This window comes from Xanthomonas euvesicatoria pv. euvesicatoria, from assembly GCF_020880415.1.
In the GTDB taxonomy this organism is placed as follows: Bacteria; Pseudomonadota; Gammaproteobacteria; order Xanthomonadales; family Xanthomonadaceae; genus Xanthomonas; species Xanthomonas euvesicatoria.
Window position 1 is genome coordinate 1 of sequence record NZ_JAJIUJ010000014.1, and the last position, 20,206, is coordinate 20,206.

The 20,206-nt window shown below is 66.6% G+C and carries 19 protein-coding genes and 1 other RNA gene; 12 read left to right on the forward strand and 8 right to left on the reverse strand.

Annotated features, from left to right (window positions below; all coding sequences use genetic code 11):
• Nucleotides 1-103 precede the first annotated feature (103 nt).
• From xopI to LN450_RS01595, 7 genes are all read left to right on the forward strand, one after another.
• Nucleotides 104-1,456: a type III secretion system effector F-box protein XopI gene (xopI, locus tag LN450_RS01565; RefSeq protein ID WP_011346406.1), complete on the forward strand. Its 1,353-nt coding sequence runs from the start codon at nucleotides 104-106 to the stop codon at nucleotides 1,454-1,456.
• Nucleotides 1,457-1,903: 447 nt separating this feature from the next.
• Nucleotides 1,904-1,996: a potassium-transporting ATPase subunit F gene (locus LN450_RS01570; RefSeq protein ID WP_005910961.1), complete on the forward strand. Its 93-nt coding sequence runs from the start codon at nucleotides 1,904-1,906 to the stop codon at nucleotides 1,994-1,996.
• A 15-nt stretch (nucleotides 1,997-2,011) separates the two neighbouring features.
• Complete coding sequence (kdpA, locus tag LN450_RS01575; RefSeq protein ID WP_011346407.1) at nucleotides 2,012-3,805, forward strand: potassium-transporting ATPase subunit KdpA; 1,794 nt, start codon at nucleotides 2,012-2,014, stop codon at nucleotides 3,803-3,805.
• A 12-nt stretch (nucleotides 3,806-3,817) separates the two neighbouring features.
• On the forward strand, nucleotides 3,818-5,866 hold the full coding sequence (kdpB, locus tag LN450_RS01580) for a potassium-transporting ATPase subunit KdpB (RefSeq protein WP_011346408.1): 2,049 nt from the start codon (nucleotides 3,818-3,820) through the stop codon (nucleotides 5,864-5,866).
• A gap of 40 nt (nucleotides 5,867-5,906) precedes the next feature.
• Nucleotides 5,907-6,536, forward strand: a complete 630-nt coding sequence (kdpC, locus tag LN450_RS01585; protein WP_041855029.1) for a potassium-transporting ATPase subunit KdpC — start codon at nucleotides 5,907-5,909, stop codon at nucleotides 6,534-6,536.
• 170 nt (nucleotides 6,537-6,706) lie between these two features.
• Entirely contained in the window at nucleotides 6,707-9,367 is a 2,661-nt protein-coding gene (locus tag LN450_RS01590) for a sensor histidine kinase (RefSeq protein ID WP_011346410.1), read from the forward strand.
• On the forward strand, nucleotides 9,357-10,073 hold the full coding sequence (locus LN450_RS01595) for a response regulator (RefSeq protein WP_011346411.1): 717 nt from the start codon (nucleotides 9,357-9,359) through the stop codon (nucleotides 10,071-10,073). Before LN450_RS01590 ends, LN450_RS01595 begins: the two co-directional genes overlap by 11 nt.
• Here the strand turns inward: LN450_RS01595 and LN450_RS01600 are convergent.
• The 5 genes from LN450_RS01600 to LN450_RS01620 form a co-directional block, all read right to left on the reverse strand.
• On the reverse strand, nucleotides 10,054-10,662 hold the full coding sequence (locus LN450_RS01600) for a hypothetical protein (RefSeq protein ID WP_046932260.1): 609 nt from the start codon (nucleotides 10,660-10,662) through the stop codon (nucleotides 10,054-10,056). The two genes, LN450_RS01595 and LN450_RS01600, sit on opposite strands and share 20 nt — an antisense overlap.
• Nucleotides 10,663-10,729: 67 nt before the next feature.
• A complete protein-coding gene (locus LN450_RS01605; protein WP_039418822.1) occupies nucleotides 10,730-12,127 on the reverse strand; it encodes an FAD-binding oxidoreductase in 1,398 nt (465 codons plus the stop codon).
• Nucleotides 12,124-12,663, reverse strand: a complete 540-nt coding sequence (locus LN450_RS01610; protein ID WP_011346413.1) for a metal-dependent hydrolase — start codon at nucleotides 12,661-12,663, stop codon at nucleotides 12,124-12,126. The genes LN450_RS01605 and LN450_RS01610 overlap by 4 nt, the downstream gene beginning before the upstream one ends.
• 29 nt (nucleotides 12,664-12,692) lie before the next feature.
• The gene (locus LN450_RS01615; RefSeq protein ID WP_008571510.1) at nucleotides 12,693-13,061 is read right to left on the reverse strand and encodes a YraN family protein; all 369 of its coding nucleotides are present in this window, start codon (nucleotides 13,059-13,061) and stop codon (nucleotides 12,693-12,695) included.
• 3 nt (nucleotides 13,062-13,064) lie between these two features.
• Nucleotides 13,065-14,756 carry a penicillin-binding protein activator gene (locus LN450_RS01620; protein ID WP_170808578.1) on the reverse strand — a complete coding sequence of 564 codons (1,692 nt, stop codon included), beginning with the start codon at nucleotides 14,754-14,756 and terminating at the stop codon, nucleotides 13,065-13,067.
• 120 nt (nucleotides 14,757-14,876) lie between these two features.
• Here LN450_RS01620 and rsmI point away from each other — a divergent pair, with 120 nt between their 5' ends.
• Complete coding sequence (rsmI, locus tag LN450_RS01625; RefSeq protein ID WP_011346415.1) at nucleotides 14,877-15,698, forward strand: 16S rRNA (cytidine(1402)-2'-O)-methyltransferase; 822 nt, start codon at nucleotides 14,877-14,879, stop codon at nucleotides 15,696-15,698.
• A 146-nt stretch (nucleotides 15,699-15,844) separates the two neighbouring features.
• Nucleotides 15,845-16,194: RNase P RNA component class A (gene rnpB, locus LN450_RS01630), an RNA gene on the forward strand.
• A gap of 478 nt (nucleotides 16,195-16,672) precedes the next feature.
• Here rnpB and LN450_RS01635 read toward each other — a convergent pair.
• Genes LN450_RS01635 through LN450_RS01645 form a run of 3 tightly spaced genes read right to left on the reverse strand, consistent with a single transcriptional unit; the run spans nucleotide 16,673 to nucleotide 18,068 of the window.
• A complete protein-coding gene (locus LN450_RS01635; protein WP_011346416.1) occupies nucleotides 16,673-16,990 on the reverse strand; it encodes a CcdB family protein in 318 nt (105 codons plus the stop codon).
• Nucleotides 16,987-17,238 (reverse strand): type II toxin-antitoxin system CcdA family antitoxin, encoded by a 252-nt coding sequence (locus tag LN450_RS01640; protein WP_008571282.1) that lies wholly within the window; start codon nucleotides 17,236-17,238, stop codon nucleotides 16,987-16,989. Before LN450_RS01640 ends, LN450_RS01635 begins: the two co-directional genes overlap by 4 nt.
• Before the next feature lie 47 nt (nucleotides 17,239-17,285).
• A complete protein-coding gene (locus LN450_RS01645; protein ID WP_011346417.1) occupies nucleotides 17,286-18,068 on the reverse strand; it encodes an NRDE family protein in 783 nt (260 codons plus the stop codon).
• Between the two features lie 300 nt (nucleotides 18,069-18,368).
• Between LN450_RS01645 and mraZ the strand changes: the two genes are divergently transcribed.
• Genes mraZ through ftsL form a run of 3 tightly spaced genes read left to right on the forward strand, consistent with a single transcriptional unit; the run spans nucleotide 18,369 to nucleotide 20,142 of the window.
• A complete protein-coding gene (gene mraZ, locus LN450_RS01650; protein WP_005910933.1) occupies nucleotides 18,369-18,824 on the forward strand; it encodes a division/cell wall cluster transcriptional repressor MraZ in 456 nt (151 codons plus the stop codon).
• Nucleotides 18,825-18,838: 14 nt separating this feature from the next.
• On the forward strand, nucleotides 18,839-19,882 hold the full coding sequence (rsmH, locus tag LN450_RS01655) for a 16S rRNA (cytosine(1402)-N(4))-methyltransferase RsmH (protein ID WP_039418825.1): 1,044 nt from the start codon (nucleotides 18,839-18,841) through the stop codon (nucleotides 19,880-19,882).
• A complete protein-coding gene (gene ftsL, locus LN450_RS01660; protein WP_005910928.1) occupies nucleotides 19,879-20,142 on the forward strand; it encodes a cell division protein FtsL in 264 nt (87 codons plus the stop codon). Before rsmH ends, ftsL begins: the two co-directional genes overlap by 4 nt.
• Nucleotides 20,143-20,206 lie beyond the last annotated feature (64 nt).

Sequence of the window (20,206 nt, forward strand, 5' to 3'; positions counted from 1 at the left end):
ACGCGATTTCTGGCTGTGCGCGCGGACACGAGATCGCTTTCGGGAAAGTACGCACGAAGCCTAACTCGATGCCGCTGCTGCGGCACACCGCAGGAGACCCGAGATGCCGATCACCCGAACCGGTCTGCCGCACGCTGTGGCGTCAACCAGCCAAACGCAGGAGACGTCGCAGGCTTCGGCGAGCCAAGGAGTCCTCGACCCAGGCACAGTGCCACCCCGGCGTGCCGAGACGTTCGACGGGCTATCTGCGCTGCCGAATGATCTGCGCCGCGAGATTGCGCAGCGGTGTGGACCGCGCAGCCTCGTGCGCCTGGGCAGCGTCTCGCGGCAGATGGCGGAAGACACCAGGGATGTGCGAGCGTTCCTGACTGCGCGGCCGCGCTATGACCCGAGCTTGGAGTTCGGGGACGTCCATAGTGCAGAAAGCATGCGTGTCGCCCTGGACGAAGTGACGCATTTCCCCTATCCGGACGATGAGGATCGCAGCGAGCAGATATTGCGCGGATACGGAAGGCTTGCAGCGCGGATTCCATCATTGCCGCAGGCGCAGCGATTTGAGGCGTTTACCGCGGTGTTGAATCACGCCACCCGCCATTCCGGGAATATGGCATTTCGCGTGGTGGCGCGCTTGACGGATGACCTGGGATGCTTGCCCGAGGACCTGCGCGCGCTCGCGTTCCATGCAATCTTGCCCAGTTTGATTGCCACGCGCCGGCAAGCGCTGCAGGCTGCTGCCGGAGCAGCGCACGTTGGCCACATAGGGGCAGTCGCAGAGGCTGATGCAGGGGGCGTGCAAGGTGATGGTGAGCCAGGGCCGCAAGGCGCAGTGGCTCCGGCCCAGGGTGGCGCTGCCGGAGGCATCGGCGGAGCGCTTCCGTTTAATTTGCTGGCATCGGCGATCAGGCATCTGCCCGAGGAGGCAGTCAACCTGGCGATCACCGAGGCTGCTGCACTCCAGACCGGCCCCCGCCTGCTGGCAGAGGTGACCCTACGCCTGCATCTTGTCGGATTGGAGCCGATCCATCGATTCCAGCAAGCGTATGCGCAGCTTGCCGAGCACCTCGCGCGTTCCGGCGATGGAGCCGAAGCCTTGACCCACCTGGTGGCCTTGTTGAACAGACTGCCCAATCCGGGAGTGCGCCAGGCTGCCTTCAGGGAATTGACGCGCGCCGTGCACGCATTGGACAGCACAGAGAGCGGCGCTGCGGTGCTGAGGCGGTTGGCTGGGGCGTTGCCGCACCAGCCTGCCGCGGTGCGTTACCTGTGCAGCCTTGATGTGCTTGCAGCGGCGGCGAGCCTCTTCCCGAGCGAGCAGATACCGGTCATTGCCGCCGTCCGTGCGCAGGCTGCTGCGATCCCGAACCAGGCCGCTGAACTTATCGCCAGATGCGACGACGCGATCGCCACGGCCAGCATGATGCTTGCGACTGTGTCGCGCAGGTATATGGACATGTGAGCACTGTTTGATTGAGTGTGGTCTGGTCACGCAGCGGACGCGCGTGCCTGGAGCCCCCCTGTCCGGCGCGACCCTTGAGCAGATGGAACTTCGCAGCGTCGCTGCCATCTGCGTGCCTGCAGCCGGCGCAGCCAGGCAAGCCAACCGTCGGAACGCGCGGCGGGCCATCTGGTTGAGGCGCAGCGCTGGCCCGCGCATTTTATGCGGACTTTACGCAGCGCCGGCGGCAGATCCATAGCGACTTTACGCGGCGCAGGCAGAGACTGCGCAGGTTGGCGGAGCGGTTCCGCCGTGGACGATCCCGATGCATCCCTTGACCTGTCTGCTCCATCGGCGCTGCGCGCACGGTGCGGCAGCGCTTTGCCATGTTGGCACGCACACGCTTCCTACGCCGTTGCACATCGCACTTATCGCGCCGCCGTGCGCGCGTTCGGGGGAGTGACCGACATGCCTGGCTGGTTGTCCCTGTTGTGCGGCGTGGCCGTACTCGTTGCTGCTGCGTATCTGCTGTACGTGGTGCTGCGGCCCGAAGACTTCTGATCCGAGTGCGCCTCAATGACTGAAACTTTTCTTGTGTACGCGCTGGCCATCGTGCTGGCGTGGCCCCTGGGCCGTTATATGGCTGCGGTGATGCGCGGTGCACCGATGCGCGGCGATGCGCTGTTCGGCTGGATCGAACGGCCGTTGTATGCCTTGCTTGGCACGCGCCCGCAGCAGGGCATGTCGTGGCGCGGATACAGCATGGCATTTCTGCTCAGCAACCTTGTCGTTGGCTTGCTGACCTGGATGGTGTTCATGACCCAGGCGTGGCTGCCGTTCAACCCGGACGCCATCCCCAACATGCGGTGGGATACCGCCCTGCACACCATGGTGTCGTTCGTCACCAACACCAATCAGCAGCATTACTCTGGCCAGGCGCAGCTGTCGTATCTGTCGCAGATGACCGGCATCGTCGGCCTGCAGGTGGTGACGCCGATGATGGGCTTGGCATTGGCGGTTGCAACGCTGCGCGCATTGTTCGGTGGGCGTGCCGCCAGACAGGCGTCGATTGCCGCAACGAATCCGGACACGGCGGCCGTGGCGGAGAGTTCGGAGCCGGAACCGTCGCGTCCGGGGCGCCAGCACAGCGGGTCTGGGTTGGAAGCCCTGCCTGAAGCGGACGTCGGCAATTACTGGGCCGACGTGATTCGCTCCAGCGTGCGCGTGTTGTTGCCGCTGTGCCTGCTGTGGACCGTGCTGCTCGGCTGGCAGGGCGTGCCGTCGACATTACAGGGCGCGGCGACGGCGCCGCCATTGGATAGCAGCGCGGGCATGCCCAAGCAGACCATTGCGGTGGGCCCGGTTGCGGCGATGGTGGCGGTGAAACAGCTCGGCACCAATGGCGGTGGCTGGTATGGCCCCAATAGTTCGGTGGCGCTGGAAAACCCAACGCCGTTGAGCAATCTGCTTGAAACGCTCGCGTTGGTCTTGCTGCCGATGAGCGTGGTGTTCATGGTCGGCTACCTGACCGGGCGCAAGCGCCTGACGGCATTGGTGTTCGGCACGATGCTCACGATGTCGGCCGCGTCCACCGCGCTATTGCTGTGGTCCGAAGCGCATTCGGCCAGCGCCAACTCGCCGGCGCTGATGGAAGGCAAGGAAGTGCGCATCGGTGCCGATGCCTCGGCATTGTGGGCGGCGTTGACCACGCAGACCTCCAATGGCTCGGTCAATGCGATGCACGATTCGTTGGCGCCGTTGAGTGGCCTGGTCACGCTGGTCGACATGTTGATCAACGCCATCTGGGGCGGTATCGGCTGTGGTCTGCAGCAGTTTGTGGTGTATCTGTTGCTGAGCGTGTTTCTGGCCGGTTTGATGACCGGACGCACGCCGGAGTTGTTCGGCCGCAAGATCGAATCGCGCGAAGTGCAGTTGCTGGCGCTGTTGATCCTGCTGCAGCCGCTGGTGGTGCTGGGCTTTACCGCAGTGGCGCTGGCTGTCCCGGCACTGACTGCCAATTCCAACCCCGGCTTCCATGGCATCAGCCAGGTGTTCTACGAGTACACCTCTGCATTCGCCAACAACGGCTCGGGTTTCGAAGGCCTGGGCGATGCCACGTACTGGTGGAACCTGAGCTGTTCGGCGGTGCTGGCGCTGGGACGGTATCCGGCGTTGATCCTGCCGCTGATGGTGGCCGCCCGCATGGCAGTCAAGCGGCGTGCGCCGGAATCGGCCGGCAGCCTGCAGGTCGAAACGCCCACCTTTGCGCTGACCCTGATGGCGATCGTGATCGTGCTGACCGTGCTGCAGTTCATGCCGGCACTGGTGCTGGGTCCTATCGCTGAACACCTCGCCCTGGCGGCGTCCTGAGAGTTTTGAGCAATGTCTACGATCGATACGACTGAAAAACGCGAGCGCGGTGACGCAGCGTTGTTCGATGCCGCCGTGCTGGTTGCGGCGATGCGTGCGGCGTTCGCCAAGTTGGCGCCGCGGCATCTGCTGCGCAGCCCGGTGATGGCGGTGGTGATGGGCGGTACCTTGCTGGCGGCGGTGATCACCGCCAGCGGGCATTCGCATGCCGGCTTCGGCTGGGCGGTGACGGCGATCCTGTTCGTCACCGTGCTGTTCGGCAATTTTGCCGAAGCCATCGCCGAAGCGCGCGGTCGCGGCCAGGCTGCATCGCTGCGGCGTGCGCGCAAGGACCTGGTGGCACGCAGGGTGGAAACCGCACTCGGTGGCCGCGAAACGCGTGTGCCGGCAGCGGAGTTGCGTCCGGGCGATTACGTGATGGTATCCGAAGGCGAGTTCGTGCCGGCCGATGGCGAGATCGTGCGCGGTGTGGCCACCATCAACGAAGCGGCGGTGACCGGCGAATCGGCACCGGTACTGCGCGAGGCCGGTACCGATCGCAGCGGCGTGATCGGCGGCACGCGCGTGCTCTCCGACGAGATCGTGTTCAAGGTCACTGCCGAACCGGGACACAGCTTCCTCGATCGCATGATTGCGTTGGTGGAAGGTGCCAACCGGCAAAAGACACCGAACGAAATCGCGCTGACCTTGTTGCTGGCCGCGATGACGCTGACGTTCTTGATCGTGGTGGCATCGTTGCCGGCGATCGCGGGCTTTGTTGGCGTCACGCTGGATCCGCTGCTGCTGATCGCATTGCTGGTGTGCCTGATCCCGACCACCATCGGCGGGCTGTTGCCGGCGATCGGTATCGCCGGCATGAACCGCGCGCTGTCGGCCAATGTGCTGGCCAAATCGGGCAAGGCCGTGGAAGTGGCCGGCGACGTGGATGTGCTGCTGCTCGACAAGACCGGCACCATCACCTACGGCGACCGCCAGGCCACCGCATTCCATCCGCTGGCCGGCGTCGACCGTGCGCAACTGCGCGATGCGGCCATGCTCGCCTCGCTGGCCGACCCCACGCCGGAAGGCAAGTCCATCGTCAAGCTGGCGCGTCAGCAAGGTGCGGTCGCAGTGGAAGCCGAGGGTGGGCATTTCATCGCGTTCACCGCGCAGACGCGCATGTCCGGCGTGGATATCGGTGGGCGCAGCATCCGCAAGGGCGCCGGCGATGCGATCGTGGCGTATGTGCAGGCGCAGGGCGCAACGGTCTCGCCGGAATTGCAGGGCCGTATCGAGGAGGTCGCACGTGGCGGCGCCACACCGTTGGTGGTGGCCGAAGGCCGTCATGTGCTCGGCGTGGTCGAGTTGAGCGACGTGGTCAAGCAGGGCATCAAGGAAAAATTCGCGCAGTTGCGTGCGATGGGCATCAAGACCGTGATGATCACCGGCGACAACCCGCTCACCGCGGCGGCGATCGCTGCCGAAGCCGGCGTGGACGACTACATCGCCCAGGCACGCCCGGAAGACAAGCTGGCACGCATCCGTGCCGAACAGACGGGCGGACGGCTGGTGGCGATGGTCGGCGACGGCACCAACGACGCCCCGGCGCTCGCGCAGGCCGATGTGGGCCTGGCAATGAACTCCGGCACCCAGGCGGCCAAGGAAGCCGGCAACATGGTGGATCTGGATTCGGATCCGGCCAAGTTGCTGGCGGTGGTGGAAGTGGGCAAGCAGCAGCTGATCACGCGTGGCGCGTTGACCACCTTCTCGCTGGCCAATGACGTTTCCAAGTACTTCGCGATCCTGCCGGCGCTGTTTGCAGCCGCCATCCCGTCGATGGCAGCGCTCAACGTGATGCAGCTCTCCAGCCCGCGTCATGCGGTGCTGGCGGCCTTGATCTTCAATGCGTTGATTATTCCGGCATTGATTCCGCTGGCGTTGCGCGGGGTACGTTTTCGTCCTTCCAGCGCCACCGCGCTGCTGCGCCGGAACATGCTGATCTACGGCGTTGGCGGCCTGTTGCTGCCGTTCGCGGCGATCAAAGTGATCGATCTGGCGCTGGTGGCCGTCCTCGGTGCCTGAGCCACGCGTGATGCCCCTTTCTTCTTCCGGAAACATGTCCATGTCTTCTTCCTTGCCATTACGCGACGGCGGCGTTCTGCGCGGTTCGCTGATGCTCGCGGTGTTCACCTTGTTCGGGTCGGGCCTGGCCTACTCGCTGATCGCCACCGGCATCACCGGTGCGCTGTTCTCCGAGCAGGCCACCGGTTCGCTGGTGCGCGTCGATGCGCGCGTGGTTGGTTCGGCCTTGGTGGCCCAGCCGTTCACCGATGCGCGCTATTTCCAGCCGCGTCCGTCGGCCGCCAAGTACGACCTCACCGCCGCGGCCGGCAGCAACCAGGCCCGCTCCAATCCCGATTTGCTGGCCCGTATCGCGACCACGCGTGCACAAGTGGCCGCACGCGACGGCATCGCCCCTGAAGCCGTACCGGGCGAGCTGCTGACCCAATCCGGCAGCGGCCTGGACCCGCACCTGAGCCCGGCCGGCGCCCAGGTACAGATCCGCCGGGTGGCCGCCGCACGCGGCTGGCCCGAGCAACGCGTTGCCGCCCTGGTGCAGGCGGCGACCGAAGCGCCCCAGTTCGGGCTGCTTGGGCAGCCGCGGTTGAATGTGTTGGCTTTGAACCTCGCGTTGGATGAGGCCGGGGGCCGGAACCCGGGACCGGGGACCCGGGAAATGCCGAAGCAGTAACTGCAGGATTACGCATTTGCTTGTTGCCAAGCGTGCTACCTGCCAACGCAGTCATCATGCAGCATTGCGCGGTAGGCTCTTCCGGGTCCCGGGTCCCGGGTCCCGGGTCCCGGGTCCCGGGTCCCGGGCCCCGCTTCGCCCACTCCCAATCCCCGACTGTCCATTCCCGCATGTCCGATGCCCGCACCCAGCAAGCCGACGCCCTGATCGGCGAATTACAGCGCGAACATGGTGGGCGGCTGACGGTGTTCCTGGGCGCCGCGCCCGGAGTCGGCAAGACTTACGCCATGTTGTCGCGGGCGCGCGAGCGCCTGCGCCAGGGCATGGATGTGGTGGCCGGCGTGGTGGAGACGCACGGGCGCAGCGAAACCGCGGCGCTGCTGGAAGGCGTGCCGCTGCTGCCGCGCGCCCGGGTCAGTTACCAGGGCCGCATGCTGGAAGAACTGGATCTGGATGCACTGCTGGCACGCAAACCGCGGCTGGCCCTGATCGACGAGCTGGCGCACCGCAACGTGCCCGGCAGCCGCCATGAGCGGCGCTGGCAAGACATCGTGGAGTTGCTCGATGCCGGCATCGACGTCTACACCACGGTCAACATCCAGCACCTGGAAAGCCTCAACGACATCGTGCTGCGCATCACCGGCGTGCGCGTGTCCGAGACCGTGCCCGATGCCGTATTCGACCGCCTGCGCGACATCGTGCTGGTGGACCTGCCGCCACGCGAACTGATCGAGCGCCTGCAGCAGGGCAAGGTGTATCTGCCCGAGCAGGCCACCCAGGCGTTGCAGGCGTTTTTCTCGCCTTCCAACCTCACCGCGTTGCGCGAGCTGGCGATGCAGACCGCTGCCGACCGCGTCGACAGCGATCTGCGCGATACCCAGGCCGCGCGCGGCCTGCCTGGCACCGCTGCGTTGCGACGCCGCGTGGTGGTAGCCATCGATGGCCGTGGCAGCTCGGATTATCTGGTGCGCGTGGCGCGGCGCCTGTCGGAGCGGCGCGATGCACCGTGGACGGTGGTCACCGTCCAGACCCGCACCGTGACCGATGCGGCCTGGCAGCTGGAAATCGATCGCGCATTCGCGCTCGCCCATCGTCTCGGTGGCGACAGCGCGCTGCTGCACGGCACCAACGTGGCCGATGCCTTGCTGGATTTCGCTTCGCAAAACGGCATTTCCACCCTGGTGCTGGGGCGCACCCGCGAGCGCCCGCTGGCGCGCATGTTCAACCGCACGTTGACCCAGCAATTGCTGCAACGTGGCGCGCATTACGAATTGGTCATCGTCAGCTCCGCCGATGCGCGCGCACGTGCGCGCCAGCGCTGGCGTAACCCGCGCCAATGGCTGCAGCGTTACGACATGGCGTTCGCTGCGATCGCGGCAGCCAGTGCGGTGGGGGTGGCGTGGTTGCTGCAACGCTGGACCGATATCGACGACCTGTCGATGGTGTTCATTGTCGCGGTGGTGCTGGTGGCCTCGCGCACACGCATGGCTGCGGCGGTGGTTGCCGCATTGCTGAGTTTTGTCGCCTACAACTTCTTCTTCATCGAACCGCGTTTCACCTTGCAGATCAGCGCGCGCCAGGGCGTGGTGACGGTGTGCATGTTCCTGATCGCCGCGTTGGTCGCCGGCCGGCTGGCCTCGCGCCTGCGCAGCCAGGTACTGGCCTTGCGCGCGGCCAATGCGCATGCCAACGCCTTGCAGGCGCTGGGCCGCCAGCTCAGCACCGCGGCCGATCTGGGGCAGGTGCTGGAAGCCGGCCGTCGCGCGCTGACCACTGCGCTGGATGCCGACGTCTGGCTACGCCTGGAGCAGCGCGAAAGCGACGCACCCGCCAGCTTCGGTGCGCTCGATCGCAGCGCCGCAGACTGGACCCAGCGCCACGGCCAACCGGCCGGCCGCTTCACCGATACCCTGGCCGGCGCGCAATGGTGGTGCCTGCCGGTGCGCCACGAGCGCGGCACGCTGGGTGTGGCCGCGCTGCGCTTTCGGCAGACTCTGCAACGGCCCGGCCTGGAACAACGCCGCCTGGCCGAAGCGATGGTGGAAGACATCGGCCAGGCCGCGCTGCGCACGCGTCTGGTCGCCGATTTGGAAGGCGCACGCGTCAGCGGCGAAACCGAGCGCCTGCGTTCTGCCTTGCTCTCGTCGGTCTCGCACGATCTGCGCTCGCCGCTGGCCTCGATGATCGGCTCGGCCAGCAGCCTGGCCAGCTACGGCGATGCGATGGACGCGCACGACCGCCACAGCCTGCTCGACACCATCCAGCTCGAAGGCGAGCGACTGGATCGCTACATCCAGAACCTGCTCGACATGACCCGGCTCGGCCACACCGGCCTGACCTTGAATCGCGACTGGATCGGCGTCGATGAATTGATCGGCTCGGCCACCCGCCGCCTGCAGCGCTACCAGCCGGAGGTGCGCCTGCAACTGGACCTGGCCGCCGACCTGCCGGCGATCTGGGTGCACCCGGCGCTGGTGGAACAGGCCATCTTCAACGTGCTGGAAAATGCGGCGAAATTTTCGCCAGCCGGCGTGCCGGTGACAGTGCACGCGCAGCTGCGCGCCGGCGCGCTGCAGATCGACATCGGCGACCAGGGGCCGGGCATTCCCGAAGACGAGCGCGCGAGGATCTTCGACATGTTCTACAGCGTGGAGCGCGGTGACCGCGGGCGCAACGGCACCGGTTTGGGTCTTGCCATCTGCCAGGGCATGATCGGCGCGCACGGGGGCAGCGTGGAGGCATTGGCAGGCGCGCATGGTCACGGCACCACAATCCGCATTACGCTGCCGTTGCTCGTTCCCGCCGCGCCACCTCGCCCCGATGCCGACTGACCTCACCGCCATCCCGCCCGCCCGCGTGCTGATCGTCGACGACGAGCCGCAGATCCGTCGTTTTCTCGACATCAGCCTGCGTGCGCAGGGCTATCGCGTGCTGCAGGCCGGCACCGGCGAAGAAGGCCTGGCCTTGCTGGCCGGGCAGGGCGCCGAATTGGTGGTGCTGGACATCGGCCTGCCCGATCGCGATGGGCATGAAGTCCTGCGCGAGATCCGCCAGTGGTCCAACGTGCCGGTGATCATGCTCACGGTGCGCGCCGGCGAAACCGAAAAGGTCGCCGCGCTCGATGCCGGCGCCAACGACTACGTCACCAAGCCCTTCGGCGTGCAGGAATTGATGGCCCGCATCCGCTCGTTGCTGCGCCAGGCCGGCGCCGGCAGCACGGTGGAAGAAAGCGTGTTCGACGACGGCCGGCTGCATATCCATCTGGGCCTGCGCGAGGTTACCCTGCATGGCGAGGCCGTGCCGCTGAGCCGCAAGGAATACGCCTTGCTCGCACTGCTGCTCAAACACGCCGGCCGCGTGGTCACCCAGCCGCAGTTGCTGCGCGAGGTGTGGGGTCCCACCCACGAAGAAGACACCCACTACCTGCGCATCCTGGTCGGCAAACTGCGCCAGAAACTGCAGGACGCCGCCGCCGACCCGCACTACATCGTCACCGAGCCGGGCGTGGGGCTGCGGTTTATCGGAGTGATGCGTTGAGCGTATCTGGTGCGCCGGAGGTGGATGACTGCGTGTAACAGGGGACGCGTTGCTGCCGGTAATCGACGATGCCTTCGACGTACAGGATCATCTGCGCACACAGTTGCAGTCCGTGGTACCAGGGAAGGAAGTCATTGAGGGGAAGTCCAGCCATTGCAGCGTCGATGGTAAAGCTGCGCCATCGGACGGGAAGCTTGCTTCTCTTGCCGAAGTTCCAGATGTTGTTGTGGCTGAAGGCGTTGCGCAGGTGCATCGCGAAGGCGAACCAGTCCTGGTCGCGCAACTGGGTAAACTCGTTCTTTGCCGTAGCGTAATCCCCGGTGGCGGCCACGCTCTCCGAGAGCATGCGCGCATAGGCCGCGTCCATCGTCGACCGCGCCAGGCCGGCCTGCACGGCAGCGTTGAAGCGGATACGGTAACCATTGCCTGCCGGCCCTGGTGAGGCATCGTCCTGGGTAATGGTGAAGCCCGACTCGGTGATATGGATGCGATGCCGCGCTATTTCCGGACCGGTTTCCGGCGAGGTCAGCAGCGCATAGCCAGCGGCGCTGTAGTGAAACGCATCGCGTGCGATGAGCAGCCGTTCCATCGCCTGGTTGCGGTATGGATCGAGTGCTTTCTGAAGCAACTGACTCATGGTGTGGGTCTGCATCGGACTATCGCCCGGCAGGCGAGTGGGGCAACACCTTCCCCGGATTCAAGATGCCATCCGGGTCCAGCGCCGCCTTGATCGCGCGCATGGCCGCCAGCGTGGCTGGATTGAACGCCTGGCTCATGAAATCGCGCTTGGCCACGCCGATGCCGTGTTCGCCGGAGAGCGTGCCCTCCAGCGCCAGCACCAGCGTAAACAGCCGTGGCAGGGCGGCGTGTGCGCGGGCATCTTCGTCGGCATCGGCCGGGTCGTACATGATGTTGACGTGCAGGTTGCCGTTGCCGGCATGGCCGAAGGCGACGATGGGCAGCGCGAATTCCGCAGCGAGTGCTTCCACGCCGGCGACGAGTTCGGGAATGCGCGACACCGGCACCACCACGTCCTCATTGATCTTGCCCGGCTTGATGGTGCGCAAGGCCGGCGACAAGGCACGGCGTGCGGCCCACAACCTGTCGCGCGCGCTGCCATCGGCGGCCACGTCCAGACCCAGTACGCCCTGGCCATCGGCCGCCTCGTGCAGGGCTTGCAGCGCGTAGGGCAAGGTGTCGTGATCGCCGTCGGCTTCGATCAACAGCATGGCGCCGGCGTCGGGTACGTCGCTGCCATTGCGGCGTAGCAGCGCAATCGCGCTGGCATCCATGAATTCCAGCATGGTCGGCGTGGTCGGTTGCGCCATCAGCCGCGACACTGCGGCTGCGGCGCTGGAGGCATCGCGATACAGCGCGCGCAGGCCGGCTTGCGCGATTGCGCGCGGGGTCAGCTTCAAGGTCGCCTCGACGATGATCGCCAGGGTGCCCTCGCTGCCCACCAGCAAGTGGGTGAGGTCGTAACCGGTGGAATTCTTGGTGTACGCACCGCCGCAGCGGATCACCTCGCCGGTGCCGGTGACGGCCACCAGGCCGAGCACGTTGTCGCGGGTGGCGCCGTATTTCACCGCGCGCGGGCCGCCGGCGTTGGTGGATAGATTGCCGCCGACGCTGCAGATCTCCGCGCTGGACGGATCCGGCGGCCAGAACAATCCGTGCGGCTGCAGCGCCTGCTGCAGGTCGCCATTGAGCACGCCCGGTTGCACCACCGCGCAGCGGTCTTGCGGACGCAGTGCCAGGATCTGGTTCATGCGCGCCATCGACACCACCACGCCGCCGGAAAACGGCACCGCCGCGCCGGTGGTGCCGGTGCCGGCGCCGCGCGCCACGATCGGCACGCCGTGCGCACGGCACGCCTGCACGATCGCCACCACCTCATCGGTGTCGCGCGGCAACGCCACTGCGGCAGGCAATGCCCAGCGGCGCGAATCGTCTTCGCCATAGCGGCGGCGCGCATCGTCGCCGGTCAACCAGCCATCGGTACCCAGGCGCGTGGCCAACACCTCGGCAAGTGCGGTGGGAAGTACATCGGTCATGACATGCGATCCTGTGGTGCCGCGCGCTGGATGCATTTCCACCCCAGCACGGCGACGGTGAGCGGCAGCCAGACCCAGCGCAGCTCGGAGAGCAGCGTGCTCAGGCCACGCGCATTGAAGAAGCCGGTGGCAAATGGCGACACCCGGATCGGCCGCCATGGCGCGAACCAGCGCGTCTGGCTCCACGGCCAGCCCAGTGCCACGCCCAGGCCGCCGGAAGTCATCGCATCCAGCAGCGGGTGCGAGGCGGCACAGACGAACAAAAACACAGACGCCTGCACGGCATCCGCGCGCAACAGGCGATGTGACGCAACGCCGAGCAACCCCACGATTGCGGCGAACAACAGCGAGTGGCTGGCGCCGCGATGGCCAAACGCATCGGCGTAGGGAATGTGCAGCGCGAACGCCAGCACATCGGCATCGGGCAGCATCGCCGCCGCCACGCCGGCCGCGAGCAGGCGTGGCGAGATGCGGCCGCGTTCACTGGCGCACCACAGCGCCAATGGCACGGCTGCGTGGGTCATGACGGTTGGCATAAAAACGTTGGCGTGAGCGTCGGTGGCGGTCAGCAATCGTCGGCGCGGAACGCGTCGCGAATCCAGTGCAATACCGGCGGTTCGCCGCTGGCATCGACCACATCGAAGCGGCACGGCAGCGCGGCCAGGGTCGGGTGGGCGCCAAGAAACAACTGCGCGGCCAGCACCAGCTTGCGACGTTTGCGCCAGTCCACCGATGCCGCACCGCCGCCGAAGCGGTCGTCGCGCCGGTAACGCACTTCCACGAACACCAGCGCTGGCCCGTCGCGCATCACCAGATCCAGTTCGCCGCCACGGTAGTTGGCATTGCCAACCACCAGCCGCAGCCCGGCCTGCTCCAGCAACGCGCGTGCGGCCGCCTCGACCGCCGCACCACGCTGCTGACGCGCCGCCGGCATGGCTCAGCGGCCGTCGGCGATCGGCGTGGGGCGGCCGCCGCTGAAGGTGGACCAGGCCGGCGTGCGCAACACATTGCCGAAGCCATCCAGATGCAGGGTGCCGGTGGCGCCGCGCAGGCCGCCATCGGTGCCGGTGGCGAGTTTTTCCAGGTACGCAGTGATCTTCCAGGCGTCGTAGCCGAACGCGAACAGGCGGGCGGCCGGGCCGCGTGCGCTGGGCAGGGTGCTGGCCACCTGGCTGACCGCCGGCAGGCCGGACACGCCCAGGGCGGTCCAGGTTTCGCTCGGGTAGACGATGCCATCCAGCGCCAGATCGTCTTCGACCTTGCCGGTGCCGGCCACCAGTTGCGAGGTACCCACGCGCGATTTGCCGGCGAACCCGGCCAACGCCAGCTGCGGCGCCAGCGCACGCGCGGTACTGCCGCGCACTGCCAGAAACACTGCATCGGCAGTGCCGTAATTGCGCAGCTGCGCGCCGATATCGCCCGGCGCATCGGCCACGCTGATGCTGCCGGCCACGGTGCCGCCGCGTTCGCTGAAACGGTCGCGGAAGGCCTTGATGGTGCGCTTGCCGTTGTCGTCGCTGGTGCCGACGATCAGCACGTTGCGGCGTTCGCGCGAGAGCAGGTATTCGGCGGCCATGATGCCGTCGTCTTCCGGCGCCAGCGAGAAGCCTGCGCTGCCGGTGGGCGGGGCCTTGTTGTCGGTGGGGCGGTTGAGCGCCAGCACCGGCACCGCCAACTGGCCGCGCGCAAACAGCGCGCTGACCTCGTCGCGCCCCAACGGGCCGACCACGTAATCCACCCCGGCGTTGACCGCCTTGTCGTAGGCGGCATTGGCGCCGGCCGGGGTGCCGGCGGTGTCGAAGAACTGCACTTCCGGGCGGCGGCGGGTTTCGGCGTAGTAGCCGGCCAGCAGGCCATCGCGTACCGGCGCGGCGGCGGTGGCCAGGTTGCCGGTGATCGGCAGCAGCACGCCCAGCTTGACCGGCGGGCGGTAGCCATCGCGCTCGGCCGGCGGGCGTTTGCTGGTGTCGAAGCCCCACTGCGCATCGCGCTCGAAGGCGCGCGGCAACGCCAGGCCACGGCTGATCAACGCGCGCCCGGCAAAGTTGTACAACGGGTCGCCGGCCGGCAGTGCAGCGGTGCGGCCCTTGAGGGTGGCGTCGTCGAGCGCGGCAAGCAGGCGCACGATCGCGCGCTGGTTGTCGCTGCGCACGGTGCCGGTCAGGCTGGCATCGGCACGCGCGCGGTCGGCTGCGGCGCCGAACAGGTCGCCGGTGGCTTCCAGCGCCGCAGCGCGGGCCACCAGCCAGCGCGTCTGCAGCGGCTGGGTCAGCCCCTGCGGGCTGTCGCCCAGGGCCTGCAATGCCTGCGCGCCCTGCTTGTCGAGCACCGCCAGCTCGCCGGTGAGCAGCCCGAAGCGGGCCCGCTCCTCGCCGCTCAGGTGGCGTGGGTTGACCTGCGCCAGCAGCGTGCGGGCCCGCGCATCGTCACCGGCGTCGTGCCAGCCGAACGCCGCTGCCGCCAGCAACCGGCTGCGCTGCGCGCCGCTGGCACTGGCGGCTTCGGCTTCCAACTGCTGCGCGGCGTCGCGCGGTTTGCCCTGATCCAGCAGTGCCAGCGCTGCGCTCTGCGTCGGCGAGGCGGTCGGCGTGACGCTGCTGGTGGCGCAACCTGCGGCCAGCATCACCATCAGCGAAAGGGCAGAGATCCTTGCAACACGCTTGTTCATTTCAGATCCATTGGACAGGGGCCGCCGGGGCGGACCGTTAAAAACGCTACGATTCTACCCTTTGCCCCCGGAAAACCGCTGATGACGTCCCCTGGAACCCTGCACGTGGTCGCCACGCCGATCGGCAACCTGGCCGACCTGTCGCCGCGCGCGCAGGAGGTGTTGCGTGGCGTGGCCGCGATCTGCGCCGAAGACACGCGCCATACCCGCCAGTTGCTCGGCCATTTCGGCATCGACCGCCCGCTGCTGGCGCTGCACGACCACAACGAAGACGCCATGTCCGAACGCATCGTGGCGCGCCTGCGCGAAGGCGAGTCGCTGGCCATCGTCAGCGACGCCGGCACCCCGTTGGTGAGCGACCCCGGTTTCAAGCTGGTGCGCGCCGCCCGTGCGGCCGGCATCAAGGTCAGCCCGGTCCCGGGCGCCTGTGCGGCGATCGCCGCGCTCAGCGTGGCCGGCCTGCCCAGCGACCGTTTCGGCTTCGAGGGATTTCTGCCGGCCAAGAGCGCCGCCCGCCGCGAGCGCCTGGCGCGGCTGGCCGGCGAGACCCGCACCCTGGTGTTCTACGAGTCGTCCCACCGCATCTTCGAATCGTTGGCCGACCTGCGCCTGGCCTTCGGCGATGACCGCCCGGCGGTGATCGCCCGCGAGCTGACCAAACTGTTCGAAACCGTGCTCGACGGCAGCCTGGCGCAGCTGCAGGCCCAGGTCGAAGCCGACGACAACCAGCGCAAGGGCGAGTTCGTGGTGATGGTGCAGGGCGCCGCCGACGCTGCCGACGGCCAGCTCGCCGAAGGCCGCCGCGTCTACGCCAAGCTCGCCGAGCACCTGCCCCCGTCCACCGCCGCCAAGCTCGCCGCCGAGCTGACTGGCGCGCCGCGGAAGGCGTTGTATGGCGGCTAATGCGGTCATTGCAGGAGCGTGCCTGGACGCGACGGTGGTGGGTCGGTACCCCCTTTCGCGCACGGGTGCGCTCCTACAAGGCAATGGCCAGCGTGAAATCGCCGCGCCGTTTTGCACTGCAGCGATAGCGTAGAATGCGCCCCGGCGGAGTCGGCCAGACAGTCGCGTCACTCGCAAGAGTGCCGAGGAAAGTCCGGGCTCCATAGGGCAAGGTGCCAGGTAACGCCTGGGCGGCGCAAGCCGACGGACAGTGCAACAGAAAGATACCGCCTACGTTCCCTTCGGGGAGCCGGTAAGGGTGAAATGGTGCGGTAAGAGCGCACCGCGAGTCCGGTAACGGACCGGCACGGCAAACCCCACCTGGAGCAAGACCAAATAGGGATCCATTGGCGTGGCCCGCGCTGGATCCGGGTAGGTTGCTTGAGCGCTGCGGTGACGTAGCGCCTAGACGAATGACTGTCCACGACAGAACCCGGCTTATCGGCCGGCTCCGCCGCCTTCGTTCGGGCGTTCGCCCTTCTCGAAGGCGCCCACGCTTTGTACCGCCGCAGGCGATACAAAACGCGGGTCCCGCTCCGGGCATTCCACATCCCCGCGGCTGTCGCCGCGCCCCCTTGACTCAAGGGGGCTTGCAGGTAGGCAGTTGGTCGAGGCGTAGGTCGTTGGTCGAGGCTCTCGCGACGCGTCGCCGCCTTCATTCGGGCGTTCGCCCTTCTCGAAGGCGCCCACGCTTGGTACCGCTGCAGGCGGTACAAAATGCGGGTCCCGCTCCGGGCCTGCCACATCCCCGCGGTTGTCGCCGCGCCCCTTGATTCCAAGAGGGCTTGCACTCGGTAAGTTGTCCGGTGCTTTCGGCTGTCTGCGATCAATGCGATTGCTGCTTCGATCTTTACTGCTTGGTTTGGGCTTTGCCCTCGCGGCGAACGCTGTGTGCGTTGCTGCGGCCTTGCTTGACGCGTTTTTCTGTTTTGCGCTTAACCGAACGAGCGGGTGAATAGCTCGTCCAGGGCGTCGATGATGATCTGGCCTTGGTCCTTCAATGTGCCGGCAGGTTTGTTGAGCACGGCCAGCGGCACCGAGGTCATTTCCAGAGGCTGCAGGATGACGCTGTGGCCGGCTACGGTGAGTTCCGGGGTGAAACGGGATGGGGTCGGGGAGTGGCCGGACTTGATGACCAGGGGCACGACGACGCGGCGAGGAGAGGCGTCGAAGATCTTCGACTGGACCACCACCACGTACGGGATGTTCTTGTTCTGGCCGACATTGGCATAGACATCGAACTGGTCGGTCATAGCGTGGAGAACTCGTCGGCGAAGGAGCCGTGCGCTTCAGTGAAGACCTTCCATTCGCTCGCGGCGCGTTGCAGCTCAAGCGCTCTGGCGCTGTGGTTGTCGCGTTCCTTGGTGACGTACTCGGCCAGCAACTCTTCCACCTTTGCCGAAAGGTTGCCAGTCATCGCGCGGGCTTGCGCCGCCAGGTCGGCATTGATGGTCAGATTCAGCGGCTTCTTCTGCGCTGAAACGTCGTAATAGCGATTCATGCATTGGCTCCTGGTTATGCGCACGCTATGCGCATGACTGTGGCTTGTCAACGCGAGCCAGGGATCTCCAGGCGTGTCTCGCCCTGGAAACTCCCATTCGGCCCGAAGCGTCGTTCGTGGATGAAGCCGTGGCCGTGATGGTCTGCCGCAACGATGGTGCTGGCGCGGGTGCCGTAGCTGGGGCCGCTGATGAAGGCGGCCGAGAGCAGGCGTTCGGTGGGCAGGTCCACGCCGGTCTGCGGTAGCGCAGCGTCGGGGGCGATGGCCGGGTTGCCCGGGGCGGCCCACAGCGGCTGCAGGTCTTCCTCGCCGCTGGCGCACCAGCGGTGCAGCACCCTGGTCAGCGCGGCGGTCTTGGGCCACGGCGCATCCAGCGGTCCGTTGGACATGCCATGGATGCCCGCAGCCAGTCGCCGTGCCAGCGGTGGGTGGTTGCTCAGGTGCTCGCAACGGTCGGCGTCGCACAGCAACAGGTTGAAAGGTGGGAACTCGTGGGCGGCACCGGCCAGTGCGTTGCCGTAGGCAGTAGCGCTCAGGCTGCCGGACAGATAGTCGGCGATCAGATGCCCGCGCGAGCGCCCCGAGGCCGTGGCGAGCGGGTCACGCACGTTGGTGACCACCGCAGCGCGTCCGTCCCGACCCAGGCCAACCCAACTGCCACCGGAGCGTAGGTCGCGGCCGGCCAGCATGTTGTCGGCCGGCGCCGCCCAGCGCGCCAGTGCCGCAGTGGGACGTTCATGGAATTCGTCGCGGTTGCCCACCAGCAGCAAACGCCAGCGCGGGTGGGCTTTCCAGGCGAGAGCGACCAAGCACATGCCGCCGATTGTCATCTTGTTTGCGCAGTTGGGATACGTAGCTGGCGCAATGTGAAGTGAGACGGCAGTCGGGTTTACATGGCCTTCACCGCCCTGAATTTCCGTTCAATCTCAAAATATGAGACGAAACAGCAACTTGTGGATAACCTTTGAACAAGTCTCTAAAGAGTGCCGCAACTCATTGATGCAACTGGCGATTTGTGGTCTTGAAAACTGTTGACAACCTTTGACGCACTGCTAAGGTGGGCAACGGAGGGAAAACCAGGTGTTTTGTGGTTTTTCGTGGTTCAATGATCCCCCAGCGGGTATTCGAGGTTGCATTCGGTGTTTCAGGGCGAGACTGCCATCACGGTGGACGACAAGGGGCGTATGGCGGTGCCAACCGCATACCGCGACCTCGTTGCGCGTGTCAGCGGCAATCGCCTGGTCCTCACCTACAACCCCTTCGAAGCCGGATGCCTGTGGCTATATGCGGAAAAGGAGTGGGAGCGGGTGCGCGACGACGTGATGTCCAAGCCCAATACCCAGCGCGTGGTCCGCACGCTGCAACAGAAGCTGGTGGGTTCATCCGCCGTGCTGGAGCTGGACGCCAACGGCCGTCTGAGCATTCCGGCCAGCCACCGCAATGCGGTGGGCATCGAAAAAAAGGCCGTGCTGCTGGGCATGGGCGACAAGTTCGAACTCTGGAGCGAGCAGGCACATCGCGCACTGATCCAGCAGACATTGTCTGACGGGGATCTGGGCGATGAATTGCTCGATCTCAGGTTGTGAGCCGGGGTGCCCGGATGCGCGGTGAAGCGCAGCCCGGTCACCCGGTGTCGCAGCCGCCGGCGGCGCATGTGCCGGTGCTGTACACGCAGGTTCTGGATGGCCTGCAAGTGACCGAAAACGGAACGTATCTGGATGGCACGTTCGGGCGTGGCGGGCACGCACGCGGCGTGCTGGAACACCTTGGCCCGGGAGGTCGACTGCTGGTGATGGACAAGGACCCCGAAGCGATCGCAGTGGCCGAACACAGCTTCGGTGGCGATGCGCGCGTGTCCATCCATCGCGGCAGTTTTGCCGGACTCGGCCAGGTGGTGGCCGCGGCCACCGTCGACGGCATCCTGCTGGACCTGGGCGTGTCTTCGCCGCAGCTGGACGTGGCCGGGCGCGGTTTCAGTTTCGGCAAGGACGGCCCGCTGGACATGCGCATGGACCCGGACAACGGCCAGAGCGCGGCGCAGTGGCTGGCGCAGGCCAGCGAGCGCGAGATCGCCGATGTGCTGTGGACCTATGGCGAAGAACGCCAGAGCCGCCGCATCGCGCGCGCCATCGTGGCGCGGCGTGCCGAACAGCCGCTGCTGCGTACTGCACAACTGGCCGACCTGATCGCGTCGGTGATGCCGCGCGGCGACAGCAAGACCCACCCGGCCACACGCAGCTTCCAGGCCATCCGCATCCACATCAACCGCGAACTGGCCGATCTGGAAGCCGGGCTGGACGCTGCCCTGGACGCGCTCAAGCCGGGCGGCCGGCTGGCGGTGATCAGCTTCCATTCGCTGGAAGATCGCATCGTCAAGCAATTCATGGCCCGCTATGCCAAGGCCCCGCCGAGCAACCGCCGCTTGCCCGAAGCGCAGCCGTTCGTTCCCACGCTGCAGCTGGTGAGCGGCGCGATCAAGGCCGACGACGCCGAATTGAACGTCAATCCGCGTGCCCGCAGCGCGGTGTTGCGGGTGGCTGAAAAGCTGGGAGTCGGGATTCGGAATTCGGGATTGGAAGAGCGCTCCAAGCGAATCCCAAATCCCCAATCCCCAATCCCGGCGTCTCAAGGAGACGCCCAATGAGCCGCTTGCTGCTCGTCGTGCTGCTTGCCTGCAGCATCGCCTCGGCGATCGGTGTGGTGTACATGCGCCACATGCATCGCAAGCTGTTCGTGCAGCTGTCCAAGCTCGAACACACGCGCGACGAATTGAATATCGAATTCGGCCGGCTGCAGCTGGAGCAGGCCACCTGGGCGGAAAGCAACCGGGTCGACCAGGTCGCACGTGCGCGCATCGGGATGAAGTTCCCCGAGACCAACGACATCGTGGTGGTGCGCCCATGAGCTTGCGGCAGGACAACCGCGTTGCACGACGCAGCCGCCCGCAGGGTGGCGCTTATGTGGGTGC